16 protein-coding genes are annotated in these 22742 nt (G+C 42.9%); 8 read left to right on the top strand and 8 right to left on the bottom strand.

Annotation, left to right across the window (positions count from 1 at the left end; translation table 11 throughout):
* The first annotated feature begins 254 nt into the window (after positions 1-254).
* From V7K30_RS04500 to speB, 4 genes are all read left to right on the top strand, one after another.
* Positions 255-1721 carry an efflux RND transporter periplasmic adaptor subunit gene (locus tag V7K30_RS04500; protein WP_334997526.1) on the top strand — a complete coding sequence of 489 codons (1467 nt, stop codon included), beginning with the start codon at positions 255-257 and terminating at the stop codon, positions 1719-1721.
* A 92-nt stretch (positions 1722-1813) separates the two neighbouring features.
* A complete protein-coding gene (locus tag V7K30_RS04505) occupies positions 1814-3031 on the top strand; it encodes an ABC transporter permease (protein ID WP_334997528.1) in 1218 nt (405 codons plus the stop codon).
* Between the two features lie 285 nt (positions 3032-3316).
* Positions 3317-3595, top strand: coding sequence for a hypothetical protein (locus V7K30_RS04510; RefSeq protein WP_334997529.1), 279 nt, complete (start codon positions 3317-3319; stop codon positions 3593-3595).
* 92 nt (positions 3596-3687) lie between these two features.
* Positions 3688-4746 carry an agmatinase SpeB gene (gene speB / locus V7K30_RS04515; RefSeq protein WP_334997531.1) on the top strand — a complete coding sequence of 353 codons (1059 nt, stop codon included), beginning with the start codon at positions 3688-3690 and terminating at the stop codon, positions 4744-4746.
* A gap of 223 nt (positions 4747-4969) precedes the next feature.
* On the opposite strand, the gene V7K30_RS04520 is transcribed toward speB, so the two are convergent.
* On the bottom strand, positions 4970-5356 hold the full coding sequence (locus V7K30_RS04520; RefSeq protein WP_334997533.1) for a hypothetical protein: 387 nt from the start codon (positions 5354-5356) through the stop codon (positions 4970-4972).
* A gap of 855 nt (positions 5357-6211) precedes the next feature.
* Between V7K30_RS04520 and V7K30_RS04525 the strand changes: the two genes are divergently transcribed.
* Both V7K30_RS04525 and V7K30_RS04530 read left to right on the top strand, forming a co-directional pair.
* Positions 6212-7564 carry a histidine phosphatase family protein gene (locus V7K30_RS04525; protein ID WP_334997535.1) on the top strand — a complete coding sequence of 451 codons (1353 nt, stop codon included), beginning with the start codon at positions 6212-6214 and terminating at the stop codon, positions 7562-7564.
* A gap of 300 nt (positions 7565-7864) precedes the next feature.
* Positions 7865-9169, top strand: a complete 1305-nt coding sequence (locus V7K30_RS04530) for a dihydroorotase (protein ID WP_334997537.1) — start codon at positions 7865-7867, stop codon at positions 9167-9169.
* 258 nt (positions 9170-9427) lie between these two features.
* Here the strand turns inward: V7K30_RS04530 and V7K30_RS04535 are convergent, their stop codons facing one another.
* From V7K30_RS04535 to V7K30_RS04565, 7 genes are all read right to left on the bottom strand, one after another.
* Positions 9428-10324, bottom strand: coding sequence for a YsnF/AvaK domain-containing protein (locus tag V7K30_RS04535; protein WP_334997539.1), 897 nt, complete (start codon positions 10322-10324; stop codon positions 9428-9430).
* 259 nt (positions 10325-10583) lie between these two features.
* A complete protein-coding gene (locus V7K30_RS04540; protein ID WP_334997541.1) occupies positions 10584-11495 on the bottom strand; it encodes a DUF2382 domain-containing protein in 912 nt (303 codons plus the stop codon).
* Positions 11496-11959: 464 nt separating this feature from the next.
* A complete protein-coding gene (locus tag V7K30_RS04545; RefSeq protein ID WP_334997543.1) occupies positions 11960-12802 on the bottom strand; it encodes a DUF2382 domain-containing protein in 843 nt (280 codons plus the stop codon).
* Positions 12803-13483: 681 nt separating this feature from the next.
* Entirely contained in the window at positions 13484-15592 is a 2109-nt protein-coding gene (locus V7K30_RS04550; protein ID WP_334997545.1) for a caspase family protein, read from the bottom strand.
* A gap of 303 nt (positions 15593-15895) precedes the next feature.
* Complete coding sequence (gene sat, locus V7K30_RS04555; RefSeq protein ID WP_334997547.1) at positions 15896-17074, bottom strand: sulfate adenylyltransferase; 1179 nt, start codon at positions 17072-17074, stop codon at positions 15896-15898.
* 607 nt (positions 17075-17681) lie between these two features.
* A complete protein-coding gene (locus V7K30_RS04560) occupies positions 17682-18137 on the bottom strand; it encodes a response regulator (protein WP_334997549.1) in 456 nt (151 codons plus the stop codon).
* A gap of 1102 nt (positions 18138-19239) precedes the next feature.
* On the bottom strand, positions 19240-21552 hold the full coding sequence (locus V7K30_RS04565) for an NACHT domain-containing protein (RefSeq protein ID WP_334997551.1): 2313 nt from the start codon (positions 21550-21552) through the stop codon (positions 19240-19242).
* A 740-nt stretch (positions 21553-22292) separates the two neighbouring features.
* Here V7K30_RS04565 and V7K30_RS04570 point away from each other — a divergent pair.
* Entirely contained in the window at positions 22293-22478 is a 186-nt protein-coding gene (locus tag V7K30_RS04570) for a hypothetical protein (protein ID WP_334997553.1), read from the top strand.
* Positions 22459-22740, top strand: coding sequence for a hypothetical protein (locus tag V7K30_RS04575; RefSeq protein ID WP_334997555.1), 282 nt, complete (start codon positions 22459-22461; stop codon positions 22738-22740). Before V7K30_RS04570 ends, V7K30_RS04575 begins: the two co-directional genes overlap by 20 nt.
* Positions 22741-22742: the final 2 nt, after the last annotated feature.

A 22742-nucleotide genomic window follows, 5' to 3' on the forward strand; every position in this document is an offset into this window, starting at 1 on the left:
AACCTCACTTGTAGTCCGTCTGCTGGCGAAGTTTGACCTAACAATGTGGCTAAAGTCACCCATTCAGGTGAAGACATACAGATATTTAATACTTATTATGAAGGAACATTAAGCAACTATGAAGCTAATTATGCGTCTAGTTATTAGTTTAGTAATTAAACATTTAATCCAAAAATTTTAACAACTCCGCATTCCTGCACTTGCCCTTTTATTACAGGCTACTCGCATAAAGCAAGATTTATAGGCTTCTAGATATGGCTACGCACATAGAAATTCCTGTTATTGGCAAAGTTAAGTATCCATTACGCTGGCTGATGGGGCTGATAGCAGGGAGTGTCTTGGTTGTTGGTATCACAACCTACACCCTGGTAAATCAAAGGACAAACAAAGAAGACATTGCTCAATTAACTGTGCCAGTAGCAGCGAAAAACGTCACCTTGCGGATTACAGCTAGTGGCAAAGTCGTGCCAGTTCAGAGCGTAAATATTAGTCCGAAGAACCCCGGAGTGTTGTCGCAATTATATGTGGAACAAGGCGATCGCATTCAACAAGGGCAAATTCTCGCCCGCATGGATAGTGCCGGCATTGAGGCTCAAAGGAGCCAGTACCGGGCTAATTTAGCCCAAAGTCAAGCACAACTAGCCGAAGCCCTTGCTGGTAGTCGTCCTCAAGAAATCGCTGAAAGTAGGGCGCGATTAGCACAAGCTCAAGCCCAGTTAGCCGCCGCGAGAGCTGGTAATCGTCCCCAAGAAATTGCCCAATCTCAATCTCAAGTGGATGCGGCTCAAGCAAAGGTGAATTACACCAGTGGACAGGTAAAGCGTTATCAATACTTATACGAACAGGGAGCAGAGAAAAAACAATTACTCGATCAAGCTATCAGTGAAGATAAAAGTGCTAAAGCCAGTTTAGAAGAAATTAAAAAACGATTGTCGTTACTCCAAATTGGGACTCGAACTGAGGAAATCGATCAACGCCAAGCAGCTGTGAATGAAGCACGGGCAGCATTGCTCCTGTTGCAAGATGGCACTCGTTCTGAGGAAATTGCCCAGCGGCAAGCAGCTGTTGCATCTGCTGAGGCTCAATTGAAGGGTGTGCAAGTGCAGTTGGAAGATACAATTATTCGCGCTCCTCTTTCGGGAATTGTGACGCAAAAGTATGCTGAACCAGGGGCGTTTGTCACACCCACAACTTCTGCTTCTACTAGTGCGTCGGCAACTTCCAGTTCAATTGTCGCTGTAGCACGCGGTTTAGAAATATTAGCTCAAGTTCCCGAAGCCGATCTTGGCAGAATTAAACAGGGACAGCAGGTGGAAATTGTCGCCGATGCCTATCCCGATCAAGTTTATAAAGGTCATGTGCGCCTAATTGCTCCAGAAGCAGTGGTGGAACAAGGTGTGACATCCTTCCAAGTGCGGGTTGCTCTTGATACTGGCATAGATAAACTGCGTTCTGGCTTAAATGTGGATCTGACTTTTTTGGGCGATCGCGTCAATGATGCTTTGGTGTTACCAACAGTGTCAATCGTCACCGAAAAGGGTAAAACTGGCGTACTCGTACCAGATGCAAACAATAAACCCCAGTTCCGCGAAATTACAGTTGGGGCGCAAATCCAAGAGCAAACTCAGATTTTAGAGGGAGTTAAAGAAGGCGATCGCGTGTTTGTGAACCCACCGAAAGACTACAAAATTGAAAAGGCCAAGGAACAAAATAATAAATAATTCTCTTGGCAAGAATATATTGTTTCAACAGCAGGTTAACAAATGGAAAACCTCTGATCACAAGATTTTAAAAATTTTAATTCCGAATTAGTATGAACCTCTTAGAAAGCCTGAAAATGGCAGGTAAAACCCTGCTATCAAATAAGCTGCGTAGCGCCCTCACGATGCTGGGTATAGTTATTGGCAACGCCTCAGTAATTGCCATGATTGGCATTGGTGAAGGTGGGCAAAAGTACGTGAATAAACAGCTGGAGTCATTAGGGCCAAATGTGCTGTTTATACTGCCAGGTAATCGAGAAACTCAGCGGATCTCTTTTGAAGTGCCAAAAACTCTGGTGTTACAAGATGCCGAAGCGATCGCCTCTCAAGTTCCAACAGTAGTGGGAGTTGCTCCCGAATTAAACACCAGACAGGTAGTTATATACCGCAACAGAAACACTGATGTCAATATTATTGGCACAACTCCCAGCTTCCTATCGGTGCGGGATTTTGAGACTGCTAAAGGTAGGTTTTTCTCTGAGGTAGACATCAAGCGAAGTAACCAAGTTGTTGTGCTAGGTGGAGATTTGGCAGAAAAACTATTCGGCAATAGTAACGCCATCGGTCAGCAATTGCGACTTGGAAATACCAGCTTTCAAGTGATTGGGACGTTAACAGCCAAAGGTTCCAGCGTGGGAGCAGATTATGATAATGCTGCTTTGATACCAATCACAACCTCAGCCAACCGACTTGTGGGAAAGAATTCTCCTTATGGGATCGCCTTAGATTATCTCGTTGCTGCCGCTCGTGATTCAGAAAGCGTGGATGCAGCAGAGTTTCAAATTACTAATTTGTTGCGTCTACGGCACAAAATTAATGGTGAAGATGATTTTACTCTTCGCTCTCAAAAAGATGCTTTGCAAACTGTCGGTCAAATCACAGGTGCATTGACAATTATGCTAGCTGCGATCGCAAGTATATCGTTGTTTGTCGGTGGCATTGGCATCATGAATATTATGCTTGTTTCCGTCACCGAACGCACTCAAGAAATCGGATTGAGAAAAGCGATCGGCGCAACTGAACAAGATATTTTGCTACAGTTCATCATTGAGGCAGTAATAGTTTCAGCCGCAGGCGGTTTAGTTGGGACTGCGGTTGGCGTTAGTGGCATTCTATTAGTGGGAGCCTTGACTCCCTTAGAAGCAAGTCTTTCTCCAACAGCGATTACTATGGCAGTTGGTGTCTCTGGTGGTATTGGTTTATTCTTTGGTGTTGTTCCTGCACGTCGCGCTGCTAAACTCGATCCGATTGTAGCGTTAAGAAGTGCTTAGTGATGGGGATAGCGTAACAGTCTTTCGGGTGATATCATGTCCGCATAATTAGTTACGATTCCCACAGTCAATACGGTTCAGATAAGCCCAAAACCCTGATGTAGAGACGCGATTTATCGCGTCTTCAAAGACCGATTATTTACACCAATAACCCTTAACTGAACCGGATTGTTTTATAGGTAATCGAGCGGACATGATAAGCTGAAAAACATTTAATTTGTATAACCGAATTAAACATAACTCTTGTGGGGTGGGCATTTTGTCCGCTCCAATTATGCAAGTTAAATGTGGAACAGCTTATTACCTGCGATCGCTTTTACAAAAGATACCTCTCCCTGGTTTGACTACGCAAAACCGTCCCTCTCCGACTCGGAGAGAAACTTGAACTTTAGTTCAAGGCAGGGAGAGGTTCAGACATCTCCAGAAATTAATTATGCGTTACCTGAAACCCTTGTAGAGATGCGAAATTTCGCGTCTTTACATTCATTTTCGGAGATGTCTATTTGGTTTGCGATCGCTTGTACCCAGCACCCTAAAAGAGAACTGAGGACTTTTGTCAGCTAACCGTAGTTTAGCGCCTGTGAAAAATTTTGATTACAATGCAGATGTCCACTAGGCGGCGTGCTGTCTATCCACGTAAATCCAGAAGATAATCGATGAGTAATCAACTACAAGACTACAATCCTAGCGGCGTAGGTGAAATAAATGGCAATCTCTTAGGTTTGCCCTGCGATTATGAGTCTGCAAACCTGATTGTCTTTGGTGTGCCGTGGGAAGTCACTGTTTCTTATGGTGCAGGCACAGCGAACGGCCCCCAGCGAATTCTCGATGCTTCGACTCAACTAGAATTGTTTGATTTCGATAACCCCAATGGTTGGAAGCAGGGAATTTTCATGGTGGAAATTCCCCAAGATATTTTAGAGAAGAATACATATTACCGCGCCTTGGCAGCAAAAATTATTCAGCGATTAGCCCAAGGTAAACAACTCTCAGATCCACCAGATTTAACTCCTGTCCTCACAGAAATTAATCAGGCTTGTCAACAGGTAAATCAATGGCTGTTTGAAAATTGTCAGGAAGCAATTAACAAGGGTAAGCGAGTTGCAGTCATTGGTGGAGATCACAGTTCGCCGTTAGGTTATTTCCAAGCATTAGCAGCTAAGTACGCCAACTATGGCATTTTGCACATTGATGCCCACGCAGATTTACGCGATGCCTATGAGGGATTTGAGTTTTCCCATGCCTCTATTATGTTTAATGCGATGAAAATACCGCAAATTTCCAAGCTAGTGCAGGTGGCTTTGCGTGACATTAGTCATGATGAAGTGCAAATGATTGACCAATCTAGCGATCGCATTATTGCATATTACGACCCAGCCATTAAGCAAAAGCTTTACTCTGGAACAACTTGGATTGATTTATGCCGAGAAATTATCAGTCATTTACCTGAGTATGTTTACATTAGCTTTGATGCAGATGGTCTAGATCCAAAACTCTGTCCGAGTACAGGTACTCCTGTTCCAGGTGGGTTGGAATTAGAGCAAACATTTTGTCTATTCCGAGAATTGGTCAATAGTGGCAGAAAAATTATTGGCTTTGATATCTGCGAAGTCGGTGATGGTGAGTGGGATGGTAATGTTGGAGCGCGGGTAGTTTACAAGCTGGCAAATTTGATGGATTTATCTCAGCAGAAAATAGACATATCCAGAAATTAAATATGCGTTATCCAGAACCCTTGTAGAGACGTAGCAGTGCTACGTCTCTACATTCATTTTCACTCCTATGTCTAATGTTGTCAGCTTGTCTCTGGCAGCTTGTTCAATAATTTGCAGCAGTTCTTCGTTAGTCATTTAGGGTTTTATAGAGGCGATGCCTGACGACGAGTTGCTGCTTGGACGCGCAGCAGAGAAATTGAGCTAATTAATAATGTAGCCTGTATCAAGAATTGCATTGAAGCAATGTGCGATTATAAACTGCTGTGCGTCTACGCTTGATCTCAAGTCTGTCAAATTGCCCAAAACAAATCGACCTCTCCCCGCCTGTAGCTGACGCTAAGTACAGCATTTCATTAATTTGTAGCAAATTAAATTTGGTAATACCTTGCAATGCCAATGCATCCCGATACATTGTTAATGCGTCCCTCTGCAATGCCAATGCATCCCAATACAATGTTAATGTGTTCCCCTGCAATGCCAATGCATCCCGATACAATGTTAATGCGTCTTCCTGCAATGCCAATGCATCCCCCTGCATTAAAAACGCTACGCTTTTACGCAAAGCTGTACTAAGGCTCTCCTGCCGTAGCAGGGGCTTGTCGTTACCCACATTTTTGTAACAGTCAAAGTGTCGCGCCGACCAACATCTCACCCTAACTGAAGTTCCTGGCTCAGAGCTACTGTCCACTCAGCGTGGACTGAAATTTTCGTTTTTACAGAGTATAGCTAACTACATCGCTTAAAATCTTATATTTAGTCCTCTTGAAAGGACTTTAGCTATTAACCTCGGAATTTATTCCAAGGCGGGATGGCAAGGAAGCCCAAGATTTATAAAGATATTGCTAATGACAAGACCGAATGGCACTAAGTTAAGATATAACCCTTGCCCTGACTGGTTCCTAGCCTGAAGGCTGGGAAACCATCCTGGGAGGCTCCGCCTCCTCTTTCTTGGCCAGAGGCAGAGCCTCTCGGAATACATTCCCAGCCTCCAGGCTGGGAACGAGGCAACACAAGGCTTTGGGCTTATCTTAGTGCCATTCTGACAAGACCCAAGTCTAGTTAATTGAGATGGTAGCTGGATTTATGCCGTGCTGTACTAGAGTTAGAGAATGTTTTAAAAGTATTTGGCTGTGATTTTAGGCACTTATTCATCTCCCCTAACCACCCTTAAAAAGGAGGGAAGCAGAATCAAAGTACCCCTTTTTAAGGGGGATTTAGGAGGTTCTAGAACGTTTTGATACCTACAATATAACTTTTCAAACATCCTCTTAGAGCAAATAATTTCTGCTTGACTAAAAACAGCTTTGTTAGGAAACATCGTTAACACAACGGTGGTTTTTGCTGCTTATCCTGCGTCTCCTACGAGAATAAAGTCTTGCACCTGACTAAATCTGCCTTCCTGAGTCGATAATTCTGCAATCATTTTGCAGTAGAATTAATCGTCTAGATACAGGAGGGCTTTGAGATGACTCGTGTCATCATTGTGCGCCACGGTCAAAGCGGTTATAACACCGAGCGGCGTATCCAAGGACGCACTGATGCGTCAACATTAACCGAAAAAGGTCGTAACGATGCCAGTAAAGTAGGCAAAGCCCTCAGCAATATTTTATTTAATGCTATTTATAGCAGTCCCCTGCAACGAGCCAAACACACAGCAGATATTATCCATAGTGAGTTAGCTACTCATCCTGAACAATCTGCTGTAATCCAAGTTTCTGATTTGCTGCTAGAAATCGACCTGCCTTTATGGGAAGCACTGCTGACTTCTGAAGTCAAGCAGAAATTTGCCGAAGACTACCGCACTTGGCACCAACGCCCCGACGAACTGCGGATGCTGCTTAATGATGCACAAGGGACAAGAGAACATTTTCCCGTTCTTGCTTTATACGAACAAGCACGGCAGTTTTGGCAAGAAACTTTGTCCCACCATCAAGGCGAAACTATTCTCATAGTGGGACATAACGGAATTAATCGCGCCCTGATTAGCACAGCCTTGTCTATCCCTCCAAGTCGCTACCATTCAATACAGCAATCTAACTGTGGCATCACCGTCCTAAATTTTGCTGGAGGATTGGGCGAACCAGTCCAGCTAGAATCCTTAAATCAGACGCAACACACCGGGGAAAGTCTACCCTCATTGCGACCAGATCATCAAGGAGTAAGGTTGTTACTGGTGCGTCACGGTGAAACTGACTGGAATCGCCAAACCAGGTTTCAAGGGCAAATTGATGTCCCCCTCAACGACAACGGTAGACAACAGTCGCAAAAAGCAGGCGAGTTTCTCCAAGACGTAGCGATTGATAATGCTTGCAGTAGCACAATGCTGCGCCCTAAAGAAACAGCAGAGATTATTCTAAAACAACATCCCAATGTAAAGTTAGAATTGCAAGATGGTTTAAGAGAAATCAGCCACGGACTCTGGGAAGGAAAATTAGAAATAGAGATAGAGCAAGAGTTTCCCGGAGAATTGCAGCGCTGGCGGTTAGTGCCGGCGCAAGTGCAAATGCCTGAAGGGGAAAATTTGCAACAAGTGTGGGAGCGTAGCATTGCAGCTTGGCAATCAATTGTGCAAGCTGCATCAACCAATCAATACAAAACTGTATTAGTAGTAGCTCATGACGCTACTAACAAAACCTTGCTTTGTCACATTCTGGGTTTATCGCTGGAAAATTTCTGGAATTTTCGCCAGGGTAATGGCGCAGTCAGTGTTATCGACTATCCTTCTGGAATAGATGGTTTACCAGTATTGCAAGCGATGAACATCACTACTCACTTAGGTGGAGGCGTACTAGATAAAACAGCAGCGGGGGCATTGTAATTGAGTTAGGAGTTAGGAGTTAGGAGTTAGGAGTTAGGAATAAACTTATAGCGGTTCTCACTTGAGTGAGGTACAAGAACCCCACCCCCAACCCCCTCCCCGCAAGCGAAGAGCTTGCTCTGATGTACTTCATGTCATTAGGAAACGCTATAAGAGTGAAAAATTATGACTGATGAATAAAGTTAGAAATGATGAGCAAGGAACAAATAACTCATAATTCCTAACTTATAACTCCTAACTCCTGTACAGACGCGATTAATCGCGTCTCTCCTAACCCCTAACTCATAACTAAAAAGTTTTATGACTGAACTGCTGCAACAAGTACGGCTGATTGACCCAGTTTCTGAAATCGACGGACTCTTTGATGTGCTGATTGCTGATGGTTATATCCAAGCAGTGGCTTCGCACATTTCTGACATCAGTTCCGATACTAAAATCAGAGATTGTCAGGGATTAGTTCTCGGTACTGGGTTAGTGGATTTGTACAGCCACTCTGGGGAACCTGGCTTTGAAGAACGGGAAACCCTCTTGTCTCTTTTACAAGCTGCTGCTGCTGGCGGCTTTACCAGAGTTAGCATTTTACCCGATACATCCCCAGTTATTGATAACCCTGCACTTGTGGCACAGTTGCAGCAGAAAAGACGTGGGGAGATCAAGGAAATGAGGGAGAGAGAGAAAATTAATTTGGCTCCCCCTGCTTCTCCTCTCCCCCTGCTTCATATCTGGGGTGCTATCACTTTAGATATTGCTGGAAAGCAAATGACGGAATTGGCAGATTTAACGTCTGCTGGAGTTGTTGGTTTTACGGATGGTAAGCCCTTAGAAAATTTGGCACTGGTGCGGGGAGTGTTAGAGTATCTCCAGCCGTTGGGGAAACCAGTCGCATTTTGGCCTAGCGATCGCCAATTAGCAGCAAATGGTGTAATGAGAGAAGGGCCAGATGCTCTCCGTTTCGGTTTACCCCCAATCCCCGCTAGCGCTGAAACTACTGCGATCGCAGCAATGCTTGAATTGGTTGCAACCATAGGCACACCAGTCCATATCATGCGTGTCTCTACATCTCGCAGCGTGGAATTAATCGCTTCAGCCAAGGCTGCTGGCTTACCCATCACCGCCAGCACCACCTGGATGCACCTTTTACTTGATACAAAAGCAGTTAAGAGTTATAATACCAGCTTGCATTTAGACCCGCCTTTAGGTAATCTCCGTGATGTGGCGGCGTTGCGGGCTGGGGTACGTGCGGGTGTGATCGATGCGATCGCCATTGACCACACACCCTACAGCTACGAAGAAAAAGTCCAAGCTTTTGCCGAAGCACCGGCCGGGGCAATTGGTTTTGAGTTAGCATTACCCTTGCTGTGGCAATATCTCGTTGCAACTGGAGAATTTACAGCTTTAGAATTATGGCGGGCATTGAGTAGCAGTCCAGCCCAGTGTTTAGGGCAAAAAGTCAGTGCGATCGGACCTCATCAACTAGCAGAACTTACTTTATTTGATCCCCAGCAAACCTGGAAAGTAGAACGCAAAAGTCTTTATACACTTTCACAAAATACACCTTGGTTAGGACAACAGTTGAAGGGTCATATTGTGCAAATCTGGTGTTGAAATCTAGTTTTTGCGTTTCAGTAAATAAATACTTCTTTAACAATGAAAAACTTGGTGTAACCTGCTTGACCTCTTTGAAATAAACAAGTGCTGTAATTGGGAGTCCTATTGTACCTGTTACACATAGTAAATCATCAGTATTATCTGTCTTTCAATGCCTTTGGTGGGTAGCGATCGCCTATTTATTCCTGATTTATTTCATGCATTCTCCGCCTATTTTGTCAATGCGTAAGTCCTGTATATTGATCTTCTAGAAATTTATTTTTCCGGCTTAGGTGATTGACCTTTAGAACAGCGGTCAAACCACTCCTGGTATTTTTTCTGCTGTGACTCATCTTCAATAGTAATCGTCACTCGCACCTGCTTGCACCCGTGATTTCGCTCTAGTGCGATCGCATTCAACAATAAACTAGCAGTTTTAGGGGAGCTAAATTCGCCACTTACCGTTAAACCGCTGTCAAAATGTGTAACTTCAAGTCTTTCTACTTCGGTCAAGTCAATACCATCAATTTCCTCTTGTCCTAAATCAATTTCTGCAAGTTGTTTGTGTTCTGGACTAATTTGTTCCACAATCAGCTTTTCACGCCGGACAGGAACTTGTATCATCCGGGTTTCGATTACTTTGCGAACAATCACCTCACCAACTTTACGCTTACTGCTTTCAACAACTAGTCGTTCTTCTAGTAGACGAATAATCTGTTCTTCGCGAACCTGTTCTAAATTTACTGGCTCAATTGGGCTATTTATAGTTTGATTATTGGCTAGTTGCTCAGTTGAGTTTTCTGATAGTGTGGGATCGCCTGGTGTTTCTGCTTCTAAATATTCAGGCATATACTCGATTTCTGATTTGTTTAAGTCTATGAAAACAGATTTAGTCGGCTTGTGAATTTGTTTTATTCTCTGGCTTTGCAACCGAAATAAAGTAGGATGTTTATGGGATAACTGCTGACCATATGCTACAGTTTCTTGATTTGCCTGATTAGATATAACTAAGTTTAGCCGACGATTAGTATCCACAATTAGATCATGAACTAATCCTACTAGCTGACCTTGCCTATCGATGACAACAAAATCCTTCACCTTCTTTCTTAAATCTGCTAGTGAGGTGCTAGTACGACGAGTGTTCGTATTTGCCTGTCCAATGTTTTTTTTCATCGGTTGGCTATTCATATGCAAAATTTCTGAACTGCTTTCTAGTTAGCTAAATTAAATGTATTGATCATCTAGATCCCATTTAGAACAATTGTCTGCGACAGATTTATTTATACAATCCATATCTAGAGCGATATTCGCAATCCAAAATCTAAAATAGTATCAGCTATTGCAAGTACAGGTAAAGCTAATTCAACAGCCTCACCTGCACTGTGTAGAGTTAATTATTAGTCATTAGTTACTAGCCAATGACTATGTTTAGTTAGCGTTCTTCAATCGGAAGATTACCAGAATTCACATCTAACTCTTCACGACGCACGGTTTCTTGAGTTTCAACTGTCTCTTGATCAACCACTTTTCTAACTCTGACTTCTTCACGCAAAAATGCTTCTTTGCGAATATCAGGAGTTTCTTCATGGAGTTCTATGCGAGCAACTTCACCTTCACGGAAGTCTGCTTCGCGCCCAGAAGCGGCAGTACCTGCATCTGCTGGAGTTACCCGCTCAATCACAACTCGTTCTCTTTCTACCGGCACTGCAATTCGTGCAGTATCAGTCTCAACACGCTTGCCAATCGATACTTCTCCAGTTTTTTGGCGTCGTTTACTGGCAATCAACCGTTCTTCATACAATTTCAGAGTTTGATTATCTGGCTCATTTAACCCGTATAAAGAAGGCTCATTTTCATAAGTGTAGCTATCACGATTATAAGTGGGCGCTGTATCCAATGCTGCTACAGGTTGTGCTAAAGGTTGTGCTACAGGTTGTGCTAAAGGGTCTAGGGGTGCTGAAGCTTCTATAGGAAGGGTGTAGTTTGTGGGTTGGCGATATACCCCACGCACCCGTTCTTCATAATCGTAATCAAGGGTTTGGCGTTCATTGAACTCAGGTAAATCTTCTGCTTGCTCTCTAGTCAAGCCAATTGTGTAGACGCGATCAACGTTATAGTCGATACGGGCACGACCAATTGGTAGTAGTACTTTTTTACCAAAAATCCAGAAGCCTAAGTCAACGACTAAATAGCGAAATTGACCTTCTTCATCAACTAAAACATCGTTGACAGTGCCAATTTTTTCATCAGTTCCTTGTGTATAAACTCCAAGCCCATTGATGTCCTGACCTTCAAAGGTATCCCGGTAGTTAGGCTCAAAATCTTCTAGTTTGTAAAGTACCATTATATTTAACCTCAAAAATTTTCTCTTCATCTCATAATAACTAAACTAGAGATTTATTTACTTTTTTACCTCCTTCTGGCGAAGGAATTATTCCTAGACTTAAATAATCAAAAGTTATATATAGATATTTTTTATGTATGGGATATAAAACAATATGGTTAAATAGAGACAGAGACACAAAATTGGAAGTATCCCACTTTTATTTATAAAAACTTTTATAAAAATATGTCTAGCCTTGGTGTATGGAATTCACCGCATATATGCATCTATATTTGCTCACCACAAAATTTCGCATCTCTACACGGTTTATGAAGATGTAAATTTTTTAAAAGCTCAGATTACCGACTTATGAGAGAAGGTGGCAATATTGTTGTTGAATAAAAAACACAGGCAGAGATAAAAGTTAACTTTGCCTGCATGATTATTTAAAATAAATCTACCAAACAAATTTATTGACCAGCTACTTAAATAGCTTCATGTGTAGTGGTGCTATTTTCTTGCACATGTAAATTACCCGCAGTATCAACATCTAACTCTTCTCGACGAATAGTGTCTTGGACTTCCACAGTGTCCTGTTCTACTACTTTCTTAATTCGGATTTCTTCACGCAAAAACGCTTCTTTATGTATCTCAGGTGTTTCTTCATACACTTCTATACGTGCTACTTCCCCTTCTTGGAACTTAAGTTCATTGGGATCTACAACCTTTCCTGCTTCTGTCGGCACAACTCGCTCTATCAGAACTCGTTCTTTTTGAATAGGTACTATAACGCGGGCAATTTCTGTTTCAATGTGCTTACCAACTGTTACTTCTCCGGTTTTAATGCGGTGTTTATTGGCAATTAATCGTTCTTCATACAGTCTAAAAGTTTGATTATCTTGCTCATTCAACCCGTATAAAGCTGGTTCTTTCTGGTAATTGTATGTATCGCGATCGTAAGTCACACCGCTGCTTGGAGAACGAAATACAGTACGGACCTTTTCTTCATAATCATTATCAACGATCGCGTCTTCTTTGTGGTCAGGTAAACTTTCTATTTGCTGTCTGCTTAACCCATCAACATAGACGCGTCTTGCAGGATAATCGATCCGGGAAAGACCAATTGGTAGTAATATTTTCTTACTAACAAAATCTAAGGTTGTATCAATAATCAAATACCGGAAATGACCATCGCCATCAACTAAAACATCAGCTACTGAGCCAACTCTCTCTCCTCCCTCAGTATAAAGATCCAGCGCTTTAACGTCGTCTCCACCAAAAGTTTCTCGATAGTTTGGGTCAAAATGTTCAAGTTTGTGAAGAGGCATACGCTGTTCCTAAGTTGTCTATAAGGTTTATTTACTAGTGTAAAAAATATTGTGCTGACTCTCATCCTGCTGGCGACTGAATTTAATTGAGATATTTTATGGTTTATAATTCATCCTTTATGAGGGAAATACTCAAATTTAACACCTCTGATAATCAATAGGAGTACAACTAAAGTCATAAAAAACTCTAGCTTAGACATAAAAAACGATCGCCTCATCATATCGTTGCAATTTTCTAAGTGAATTAGCCCACCCAAACCAAGCTATATAGCTAAACCGCATCCACCTTGAAAACTGTAGTTCTTTGCGGATGAACAGAAAAAACCCTCATCCCCCAGCCCCTTCTCCCAATATTGGGAGAAGGGGAGCCGGAAACAAGTCCCTCTCCATAGTTGGGCTACGGTGTACACACAAGTCCTAAAAACCTAGCTTGATAAAACTTTCCTCGTTTCCTCGTTCCCAGTCTCCGACTGGGAATGCATTCATTGAGTCTCTGACTCAATATCTGACTGGAGGCAGCAGCCCCTAATCAGGCATTCCTAGCTTTGCATGGGAACGAGATAAACGAGAGAATAATGAGAAATCGAGCTTTTTTCGACTTGTGTGTACACCGTAGTCATACTTGGGAGAGGGATTTAGGGTGAGGGCAAAAACTACAGTTCTCAACATAGATGAGGTTGTTTACACTACTTGAAAACTAAAGCTAAGGCTTGCCCAATTATTTACATCCAAGATATATGAGTCGGCTGCTATACTGTTCATCTCCGTTTTGAGGGCGCTGGCATTATGCAAGTCTTGTAGCAAGGCTTGGGCAACATCTAAGGGATTCGATAATGGGACAATCGGCTGTTGGTCGGCTGTGGAATACTTAGCAGTGTTCAAGACGGCGAGAGTTGTGCTAAAGGGGGCAGTACTAAGAATTAGTTGTTGTTCGCAAAAGAAAGCTGGCCCTGAAATCACCCATGCGGAAGCAGCGTTAGTTTGGGGTAGAGCGAGGGTTTCACCTGGAGCGATGACGACTTGTTCGAGGAGAGGCTTGGTGTCCGCAGTGTTTGGTTCTTGGGGGGTTTCCCAAGAGGAGAAGGCAACTGCTGTATGATTATTGTTTAATCCCAGCAAGATTAAATATACTGGGCGATCGCTTTGGTTTTCCACTCGATATTGCATTCGACTACCGATAGGCACAATCGGAGTGGGGAGTGATTTTTTAATTGAAGTTTCAGTTTTGAAAGTTCGTACTGTTTCGCGCTGCATGACGAGGCGAGGTGATATGTCACTAATTATTTCTAAGGTTGCCTTGAGAGTCAAGCGAGAAGAACCTTGATTTTCTGTGAGTCGCCATAACTTTGCTGCTAGCAAGGTTGATAATTTTGGCGCTAACCTTTGCACTGGTAATTTTACTGCTTCTCCTACTTCCCCGGTGGTATTGGGAATTAGCTCACCACCAAGAGAAAATAGACCATAACGACTAGGAATTTCCTCTAGCTTGGCAAATAGATAATCAGCTGGTTTTTCTCCTATTATTACGGTGGACACACGGGAAAATGCGGCAAAGGCACTTGTGGCGTCTACCCGCTCAATTCTTTCCAATCCAGTATCCAGAGCAATTGTTAGATTAATATTTCGAGGTAAAACCCGGACTGCTTCTTGGACGAGTTGCCCGACTTGTAGGGAACTTGCACCTTCAATTTGGGAAATTTGCGCTTTTGCTGTTAACCCAGTCCGCGATCGCAATACTAATTGCTCTGTTGTTGCTAGAGTAAATCGAGAATTCACTCCGTAGTATAACAGCACTTGTGGAGGTAATCCTGCCAACCACAGATGGACTGTTTTGCCGTCTTCTTCAATAGCTGTTACCGCGCCTTCTGCACCAATCATCCCGTCTAGCAGTAGAGACGTTATATGTTCATTTTTCTTATTAGTTAATAACGCTGGTTGCTGTTTGCTACCCAATTTGGATAGAGAATTTTCCAGATGAGGGAAGGCGACTTGAGTTGTGGTGGCTGGGGTGAATTCCCACAAATACTGCGTCAAGGCGTAGGTAAATAACCCAGCACTAAAACCAGAAAAGAGTCTTTCCCTCGCTGACTGCTTTGGATTTGAGGTAGCTGCTAAGACAATTGGAGTGCTGGGTAAGTTTTGAGTTTTAAGTTGTTTGAGAAAGTCGAGTTCCTCTGCTGCTAGCTTTACCTCTACCGACTCCTGAAGGGCGCGAATTTTTAATCCTAAGACTGTGCTAGAAGCATAATAGCTAGTATCCAATACTGCTGTTACTTGGTGTGTGGGGAGCGATCGCAATAATAGCAGTAGAGTTTCTTCTAATATATAGTTGACTATTTTCTCATCTTGTGATTTTTGACTCACATTAGCTGGCACCAGAGCATTTTGCATTGGCTCTGGCGATGTTTCCAATTTTACACGACTGCCATAGCCGCTAAAGTGGAAGACGACCACATCACCAGGTCTAGCTTGCTTGCCCAGGTGATCCAAAAAAGCCGTCTCAATCAATTCCCTACTAGCTTCTTCCTCAGTTAAGGTTAAAATATCTGACCCTTTGAAACCAAAGCGATGAATCAAAAGTTCTCTTTGTAGTTCCACATCCGTCAGACAACCACTGAGGGCTGAAATTTGTGGGTATTGGTTAATACCTATCAACAATGCCAACTTGCGCGGACTGGGTTGTGCCAAAGCCTGATAATAGCGATTTCCTAAAGTCAACCACTCAGCTTCAGTTACCCCCAATACCGCGAGTATTGAGCCAATTCTGTGTAAAAACGTGCGCCGTTTCATAATTAGCTATCAGCCCTAAGCCCATTAGCTAGCAGCTTACAGGCCTGAACTCTGTATTGTAAAGTTACAGTTAATGCAATACGGTTCGGATAAGATCCCCCCGCCTGCGGCGATCCCCTTCAAAAGGGGGTAAATATCAAAAAAGCCCCCCTTTTTAAGGGGGGTTGGGGGGATCTTCGAGAGACAAACATGTTAACCAAACCGTATTGACAGTTAATGCTGTTTGCTTGTTGATCAAAGTATAGGGAGTGGGGAGATGAGGGAGAAAGAATAACTAATGCCCAATGCCCAATGCCCAATGCCCTAAACCGGTACTTCTATCCGCATTGCCCGCGCTAACTCTGCCGCCACCTCTGGACGAGTAAATTCTGGTGGAGGTAACTCCCCGCGCCGCAGCATTTCTCGGACTTTTGTCCCCGATAGGTGAATGCGTTCTTCTGGCCTGCTGGGACTGGTTTTAGATGTTGCCATCTGCTTAGTGCGCGTGCAGTAGAAAGCGTGTTCAAATTTCATCGGCACAATGCCCAATTCACTTGGCGCAAACTCTTCAAAGATATACTGAGCATCGTAAGTGCCGTAATAGTCACCGACGCCAGCATGATCCCGGCCGACGATAAAGTGAGTACAGCCGTAGTTTTTGCGGACTAAAGCATGGAATATTGCCTCACGAGGGCCAGCATAGCGCATTGCGGCGGGATTAATTGCCAAAGTTACCCGATCTAAGGGGTAGTAGTGTTCCAGCAAAATTTCATAGCAGCGCATCCGCACGTCAGCGGCAATATCATCTTCTTTTGTCGCCCCGACTAATGGGTGCAAAAATAGACCATCAACAATTTCTAAAGCGCACTTTTGAATATATTCATGGGCGCGGTGGATGGGGTTGCGAGTTTGAAAGCCGACGATAGTTTTCCAACCTTTGTCTTTAAACAACTCTCGTGAAGCAGCTGGATCTATTTGGTAGGTGGGAAACTGGGGATGAGGTTCACGTTGCAGTAGCCAAATATCACCCGCAAGATGTACATTCCCTTGGTTATAGAGTACCTGCACGCCTGGATGATTGGTATCATCAGTGCGGTAGACATTTATTGCTTCGCGGGTTTTGTCGTAGTGATATTTTTGCGTGAGTTGCAAAACTCCAATAAATTCATCACTGGAGTTATCCAGACGGATTAAGCCGCCTTCCTGCAAGGGGGAAGCTATTTCTTCGTTGACCGATAGTGTAATTGGGATTGACCACACAAGACCATTAGCTAGTCGCATTTCTGTGACAGTGCGATCGTAGTCTTCTTGGTTCATAAAACCCGTCAGTGGACTAAAAGCACCGATCGCAATCATTTCTAGATCAGAAACGGCGCGATCGTCAAGTTGCACTCGCGGCAAAAAGTCAGCTTTTGAAAGAAACTCTGCTCTTTGTTCTGGTGTGGCGATTCGGTTAACCAACTGTCCACCGTGGGGGGCTATGGCATCTAGATTGTGACTCAACGTAATCCCCTCTCTGCTTTTACTGTTATTGTTTCAGATTATGTACTAACTTTTGAACCTCGCATGACGAGATGTCACGGGATTCCTATTTCAACGAGTCTTGGCTGGATTACTCCAAGACTTAGAGACTATTTATAAAGTCAATCAAAAGTTAGGGTGTGTTACGGCTTTAGCCTAACGCACCGTGTTATATAGGACTAGTATTTGATTTTTGAACGGATCGCGGCAGTCCCTACCCTCAACTGTTAGTAGGGTAGGGGTTGGAGCGGGTTATTGAAACAAAGTGGAAATAACCAATCTATATTTATTCAGTTGGCGCATTTTGTTCTTTGATGTATTGTTTTAACTTCTCGATTGGTGCGCCACCACTAACCTCGTTTCCAGTCTCTGACTGGAAATGCTCTTCAATTGCGGCTCTGCCGCAAGTCTTGAGGCGGCAGCCCCCACATTAGGCATTCCTCCCAATCGGAGACTAGGAACGAGACTCCAGAAATTAATCAAGCATTACCTGAAAGTCTTATAGAGACGTTATATGTAACGTCTCTATAAGACTTTAACTCCTATGTCTAATGCGATCGCATTCTCCCATAACTAGCAACTTGGCGTACTAGTGTAAAACTAGTAGTTCGGGGCAAAAATTTTCCGCCACAACTGACTGTAATTTATTCCTAATCATAGAAATAAATTTGTCAAGGTCGAATGGCTTAAGTAAATATTCTTCAAACTCTACATTTGGAATTTGGTTATGAGTACCTATGGTAGATGTTGAAGTCACAATAACTGGGATATGATTCCCATTATCTGCTTCCATCGCACTCAATGTATTTAGTAATGTACAAATACTTTCACCCAAGAACCTCATCTCACAGACAAGGATGTTGGGCGTGAAGGAACTGAGGATTTCTAAAGCTTCTTTTACCGAACCAGCAGTAATCACATCTGCGCTCATGTCTCTGAGTATAAATGCGTACAAATCTCTACTATCGCGATCGTTGTCTACAACGAGTATTTGTACACCTTTGAGTATCCCAACTGTCAAGCAAAATTCATTGATTAAATTCATAATAAGACCTGCGATTCGGACTTTAAGTACAAAGTGAACTGAAAAATCCGTAGTAGACATGCAAAATTTCGCGTCTCTAGTGTATTAGGCCAAAACGGCGTATTCATTCATTGGAAACGTTTCCGTACTATTCAAAGCAAGCTACGGGCAGCCTCTGGTTCAGGAGAAGAGTAGTCAAGGAAGGATTTTTGCTAGAAATCAAATGAAAAACCTTCTTTATGCCTTCTTGATGTAATATCGCAAAGCGTTGTTTGATTTAATCAGTTAGTTGATTGACTACGACACAAAACGTAATATAACTAATTATATACCAAACTAAACCGCGTCCATCTTGAAAACTGTAGTTCTTTCCGTGTGAAAAGAAAAAACCCTCATCCCCCAGCCCCTTCTCCCAAATTTGGGAGAAGGGGAGCCGGAAAGAAGTCCCTCTCCCTAATTCGGCTACGGTGTACACACAAGTCTGAAATAGCTGATTAACCAGGATTTTACCCCACCCTAACCCTCCCCTTGGAAAGAGGAGGGAACTAGATTTATCTCGTTCCCAAGCTCCGCATGGGAATGGCTGATTAGGGGCTGCTGCCTCTAGTCAGACATTGAGTCAGAGGCTCAATGAATGCATTCCCAGTCGCAGACTGGGAACGAGTCAAAAAAGCTCGATTTCTCATTGTTCTCTCGTTTATCTCGTTCCCAAGCTCCGCATGGGAATGGCTGATTAGGGGCTGCTGCCTCTAGTCAGACATTGAGTCATATCATGTCCGCTTGATTGCTTATTAAACCCGAAGAACCCCACCCCGCCAAAGCTATGCTTTGTCTCCCTGCCCCTAATCCCCAGAGGGGGCCCCGAGTTCCCCGCCGGCGGGGAGGGGATTAAGGGGTGGGGTGCAATAACTATGGGAATCACAACGAATTACCCGGACATTGAGTCAGAGGCTCAATGAATGCATTCCCAGTCGCAGACTGGGAACGAGTCAAGCCTCATCAAGCTTGGTTTTTAGGACTTGTGTGTACACCGTAGCCCTAATTGGGAGAGGGATTTAGGGTGAGGGCAAAAATTACAGTTTTCAACATAGATGAGGTTTATTTGCTTAATTAACCAAAAGAATTATTGCCATTCCCTGTCCTGAAGTTCCTTTGTCGGCAACAATAAAGTGGCTTCAATTTCCTGCCTGATACTAGCCGTCACCTCACTATTGGTATGCAGGCAATCGAGTAGTAACTGATTAGCATCGTAGTATCGTTGCAGCACTTGCTCTTGTTCAGCGCTAAAGTTCCACTGGTGGTTAATGTTGCGATAATTAATGATTGTAATTTTTAACTGTTCAGTCCAGGCTGAATAGTTTGTCTGACACCATAGCCTAAACCTTTCTTGACTTTGACGAGAATTTGGTAATTGGTCAGAGAGTTGTTGCAAGGATTTCTGGAGTCCAACATCCAGCACTATGCCCATAATGTTCGAGAGAGCATCTCCACAGGCGTGGATGTGAGCAAAATCCTGGCTCCCATGAATTGCACACTCCAGCAGCAGGTCATTTAAAGCCGCATCCAGAAACATTCCCTGGTCGAGGGTGCTGGCTAGAGCAAAGTGAGGAGCTAGGTGAGGAGTCCGACTCAAGGCAAGGTAAAATGCTCGAACTGTCGCATCTTTTGGTTTGGTTGGAATACTGCGAGATTTTTGGCTAGCCCAGGTCAAAAACTCTTGTAAATACTTATCTTGGGCAACCAGTGCATCAATGTGTTGCTTCATCAACTGTACCAGAGAGTCTGCACTCCGAAGCATGGTAGCCGTTAACAAGAAAATTTCGTGCCAGTGTGGGTCACTCATGTGACTAACTAATCCTTCTAGAGCTTGCCCAAATGCCTCTAGGTTATGGCTGGCAACGATTTTTCTCGCCGTGAAGTATTCTTGAAATGCCAGATAGGAGAAGGAAAAAATTCCCCGCGCCCGTTCTGCGAGTAGCCCATGTTGAGCCTCAATTGCCTTCAGCGCCGCTTCGCTTTCTATTTGCAGTTCTTCTGCATCCATTGGCACTTTGGTCAGATTCTGAATATAGTCACCAATGTATTGCTCAACGATGCGTTGCTCAAAAAAGTACTGACCTTGCTCAAATGTCGCTGCCGCAATCTGACTCAATAACTTGACCTTTTGTGGTAAGAACAACCCTCGGTAAACCTCATCCCGTTGAATGCCTCTGGATTCATCCCATTTGCCCAACAGAAGGTCTAAAGCTTGCTTATAAAAGTCAGTCCGCTTAGTCGGAAATTTTTCTTTACCATGAAACACCCAGCAGGCAAGATGCAGAAACAGAGGCGTGATTACGAGTTGGCGAAATTGCCAGTTTTCATCTGAGTCCAACTTATTAATAAACTGAATGGACTCCGCCTCACCATCTCGAATGTTGGTCTTGGTAAAAGCCACAAACCATTTGTTAGCGAAGGCGGTGATTTGTTGTAAGGTAAATGGCGCAATCTCAACATCGGTAAAGCCTCGGAGTCTCAGCTTTTGACTTGCTGTTCGACAGGCCGCCACAAACTGATTTTTGTGATACTTTTCTGAAAACCTGCGAATTTCGCTTAAGACACTAATGCTTTGTTCCTTAAGAACTTCATCCATGCCATCAAGCAGCAGTAACACTCTGCCTGCATTAAGCAAGCTTTCAATCACTGAGGCATCTGAAATTCCAGATGTGAGAAACTCCCGGTTAATGTATTTTAATAGGCTGAACTCGTTGGTGACTTTAGACTCTTGGGCAAAATTTCTCAGTGTGATGAAGATCGGAACTAAGTTGGCTGCAAATCCACTTTTGTTACATTGAATGGCAAGATATTGTAAAAAGGTGGTTTTACCTACTCCTGCTTTGCCTAGCACCCTGAGCTTGGAGTATGTTTCAACTGCCTGCATACCAGGTATCTGTTGTTGGTCAATCTCACCTAAGCCAAAACGGTCAAATTCTTCTGGACTTAACTTTTGCAGTTCCAAGATGTCTAAGTAATGAAGGCTTTCAATTTCCTGCAAAATATTCACATCAATATATATGTCATCGATCGCAACGGGATGGCTGATATCCCATAACTGCAAAATTCCACACTGGTCTTGAATTTTGTCAAAGCGTCGCGATCGCACTTTTTGCACTAATATATCAATATCTAGATCAGAGGATTGAGTGTAATCTTCTAGTTGCGAGAATTCTGCCGGCGGATTGGTAGCAACCTCCCGCCAATTCAGTTCTAATACAGAACAAATTTCAATAAAGGTATGACGCTCAACCGGACGACCAGTGAAAAACCGCCAAATTGGTTGTCGAGTCTTGAGGTTAACTTCCTCTGCCAAATTGTCTTGTATCCACCCCTTGCGAGCAAATGCTTTTTTAGCCTCTTGAATTCCGGTGAGTGACGCTTGGAGCGATCTCTTGACCATACGACAAAAATCCTGCTCCTAATATTAGGGACTTTAACTTTTGTTAATGTTTGCAATGTTATAGCTTTTTCTGTGATAATACTATTATACTCGCTTAAAGTTATACAAAATTAGAGAATACACATCTTAATTCTTTAAATTTTTGTGACAATCTCAAACGTTATACGTTCATCTTATACATTTCCAGCTATGGCAAGACTTGAACTCAAACATTGATCAGTAATACTTAAGTAGAGATTGAAAGCTTACTTATAAATATTTACTTGCTCATAAATTATAGTTGCTATTAATAGATATCACCTCAATATATTTTTTGTCATCAGAAAGTTTTGATCTGCCAACTGGCTAAGAGACCATTTATAAAGGAAATCTTAAGTTAGCCCTCTTCTGTCACTCTCCGAAAACATTTGCCATTTCTGAATTCTAGAGCTTTTGTATAGCAAGCGATTGCGCGATTATTTTCTAATAACAAATAGAAGACCAATTCTTTTCTAATAGTATAGCTTGTATTGATTGCCTCACGAGGCTTCTAGCGATCACCCTCCCGGAAAATGACACAAGAGGGTTATAGCGTTTCCTAATCACATGAGGTATATCATACCCCCCTCATCGCTTGCGGGGAGGGGGTTGGGGGTGGGGTTCTTGTACCTCACAAGGGCCGAGAACCGCTTTATAAATAGCCTCTAACTTATCTCTATATATTAGATTTGTGCTTATTGACTCAAATTGGAATAAAAAATATGAGTTTATTGGCAATTAACAAAATATATAAAATTATTGAAACGGCTGAATTAATTTATAAATCAATGGCATCTGAGAGAACAAAGCAACCAGTTGTAGGTTGGGTTTGGTTTTTGGCTTTAACCCAACCGTATTGGCTTATTGACTCCAATTGGAATAAAAAATATGAGTTTATTGGCAATTAACAAAATATATAAAATTATTGAAATGGCTGAATTAATTTATAAATCAATGGCATCTGAGAGAACAAAGCAACCAGAAACATTTATAGATAAATTGTCTTATTATTTAGAGGATTTAAATATTACAGGAAGATGTTCAGTAAACATACTACACAAGTATATTGACGAATTTTCCGAGGATGAAAAAGCAGAGGTAATAGCCTTAATGTGCCTTGCTCGAAGTGCATTAGATGGACAACTAGAAGACCTCCCCCAATTTAGTTAAAC

The organism is Nostoc sp., from assembly GCF_036917655.1.
In the GTDB taxonomy this organism is placed as follows: domain Bacteria; phylum Cyanobacteriota; class Cyanobacteriia; order Cyanobacteriales; family Nostocaceae; genus Nostoc.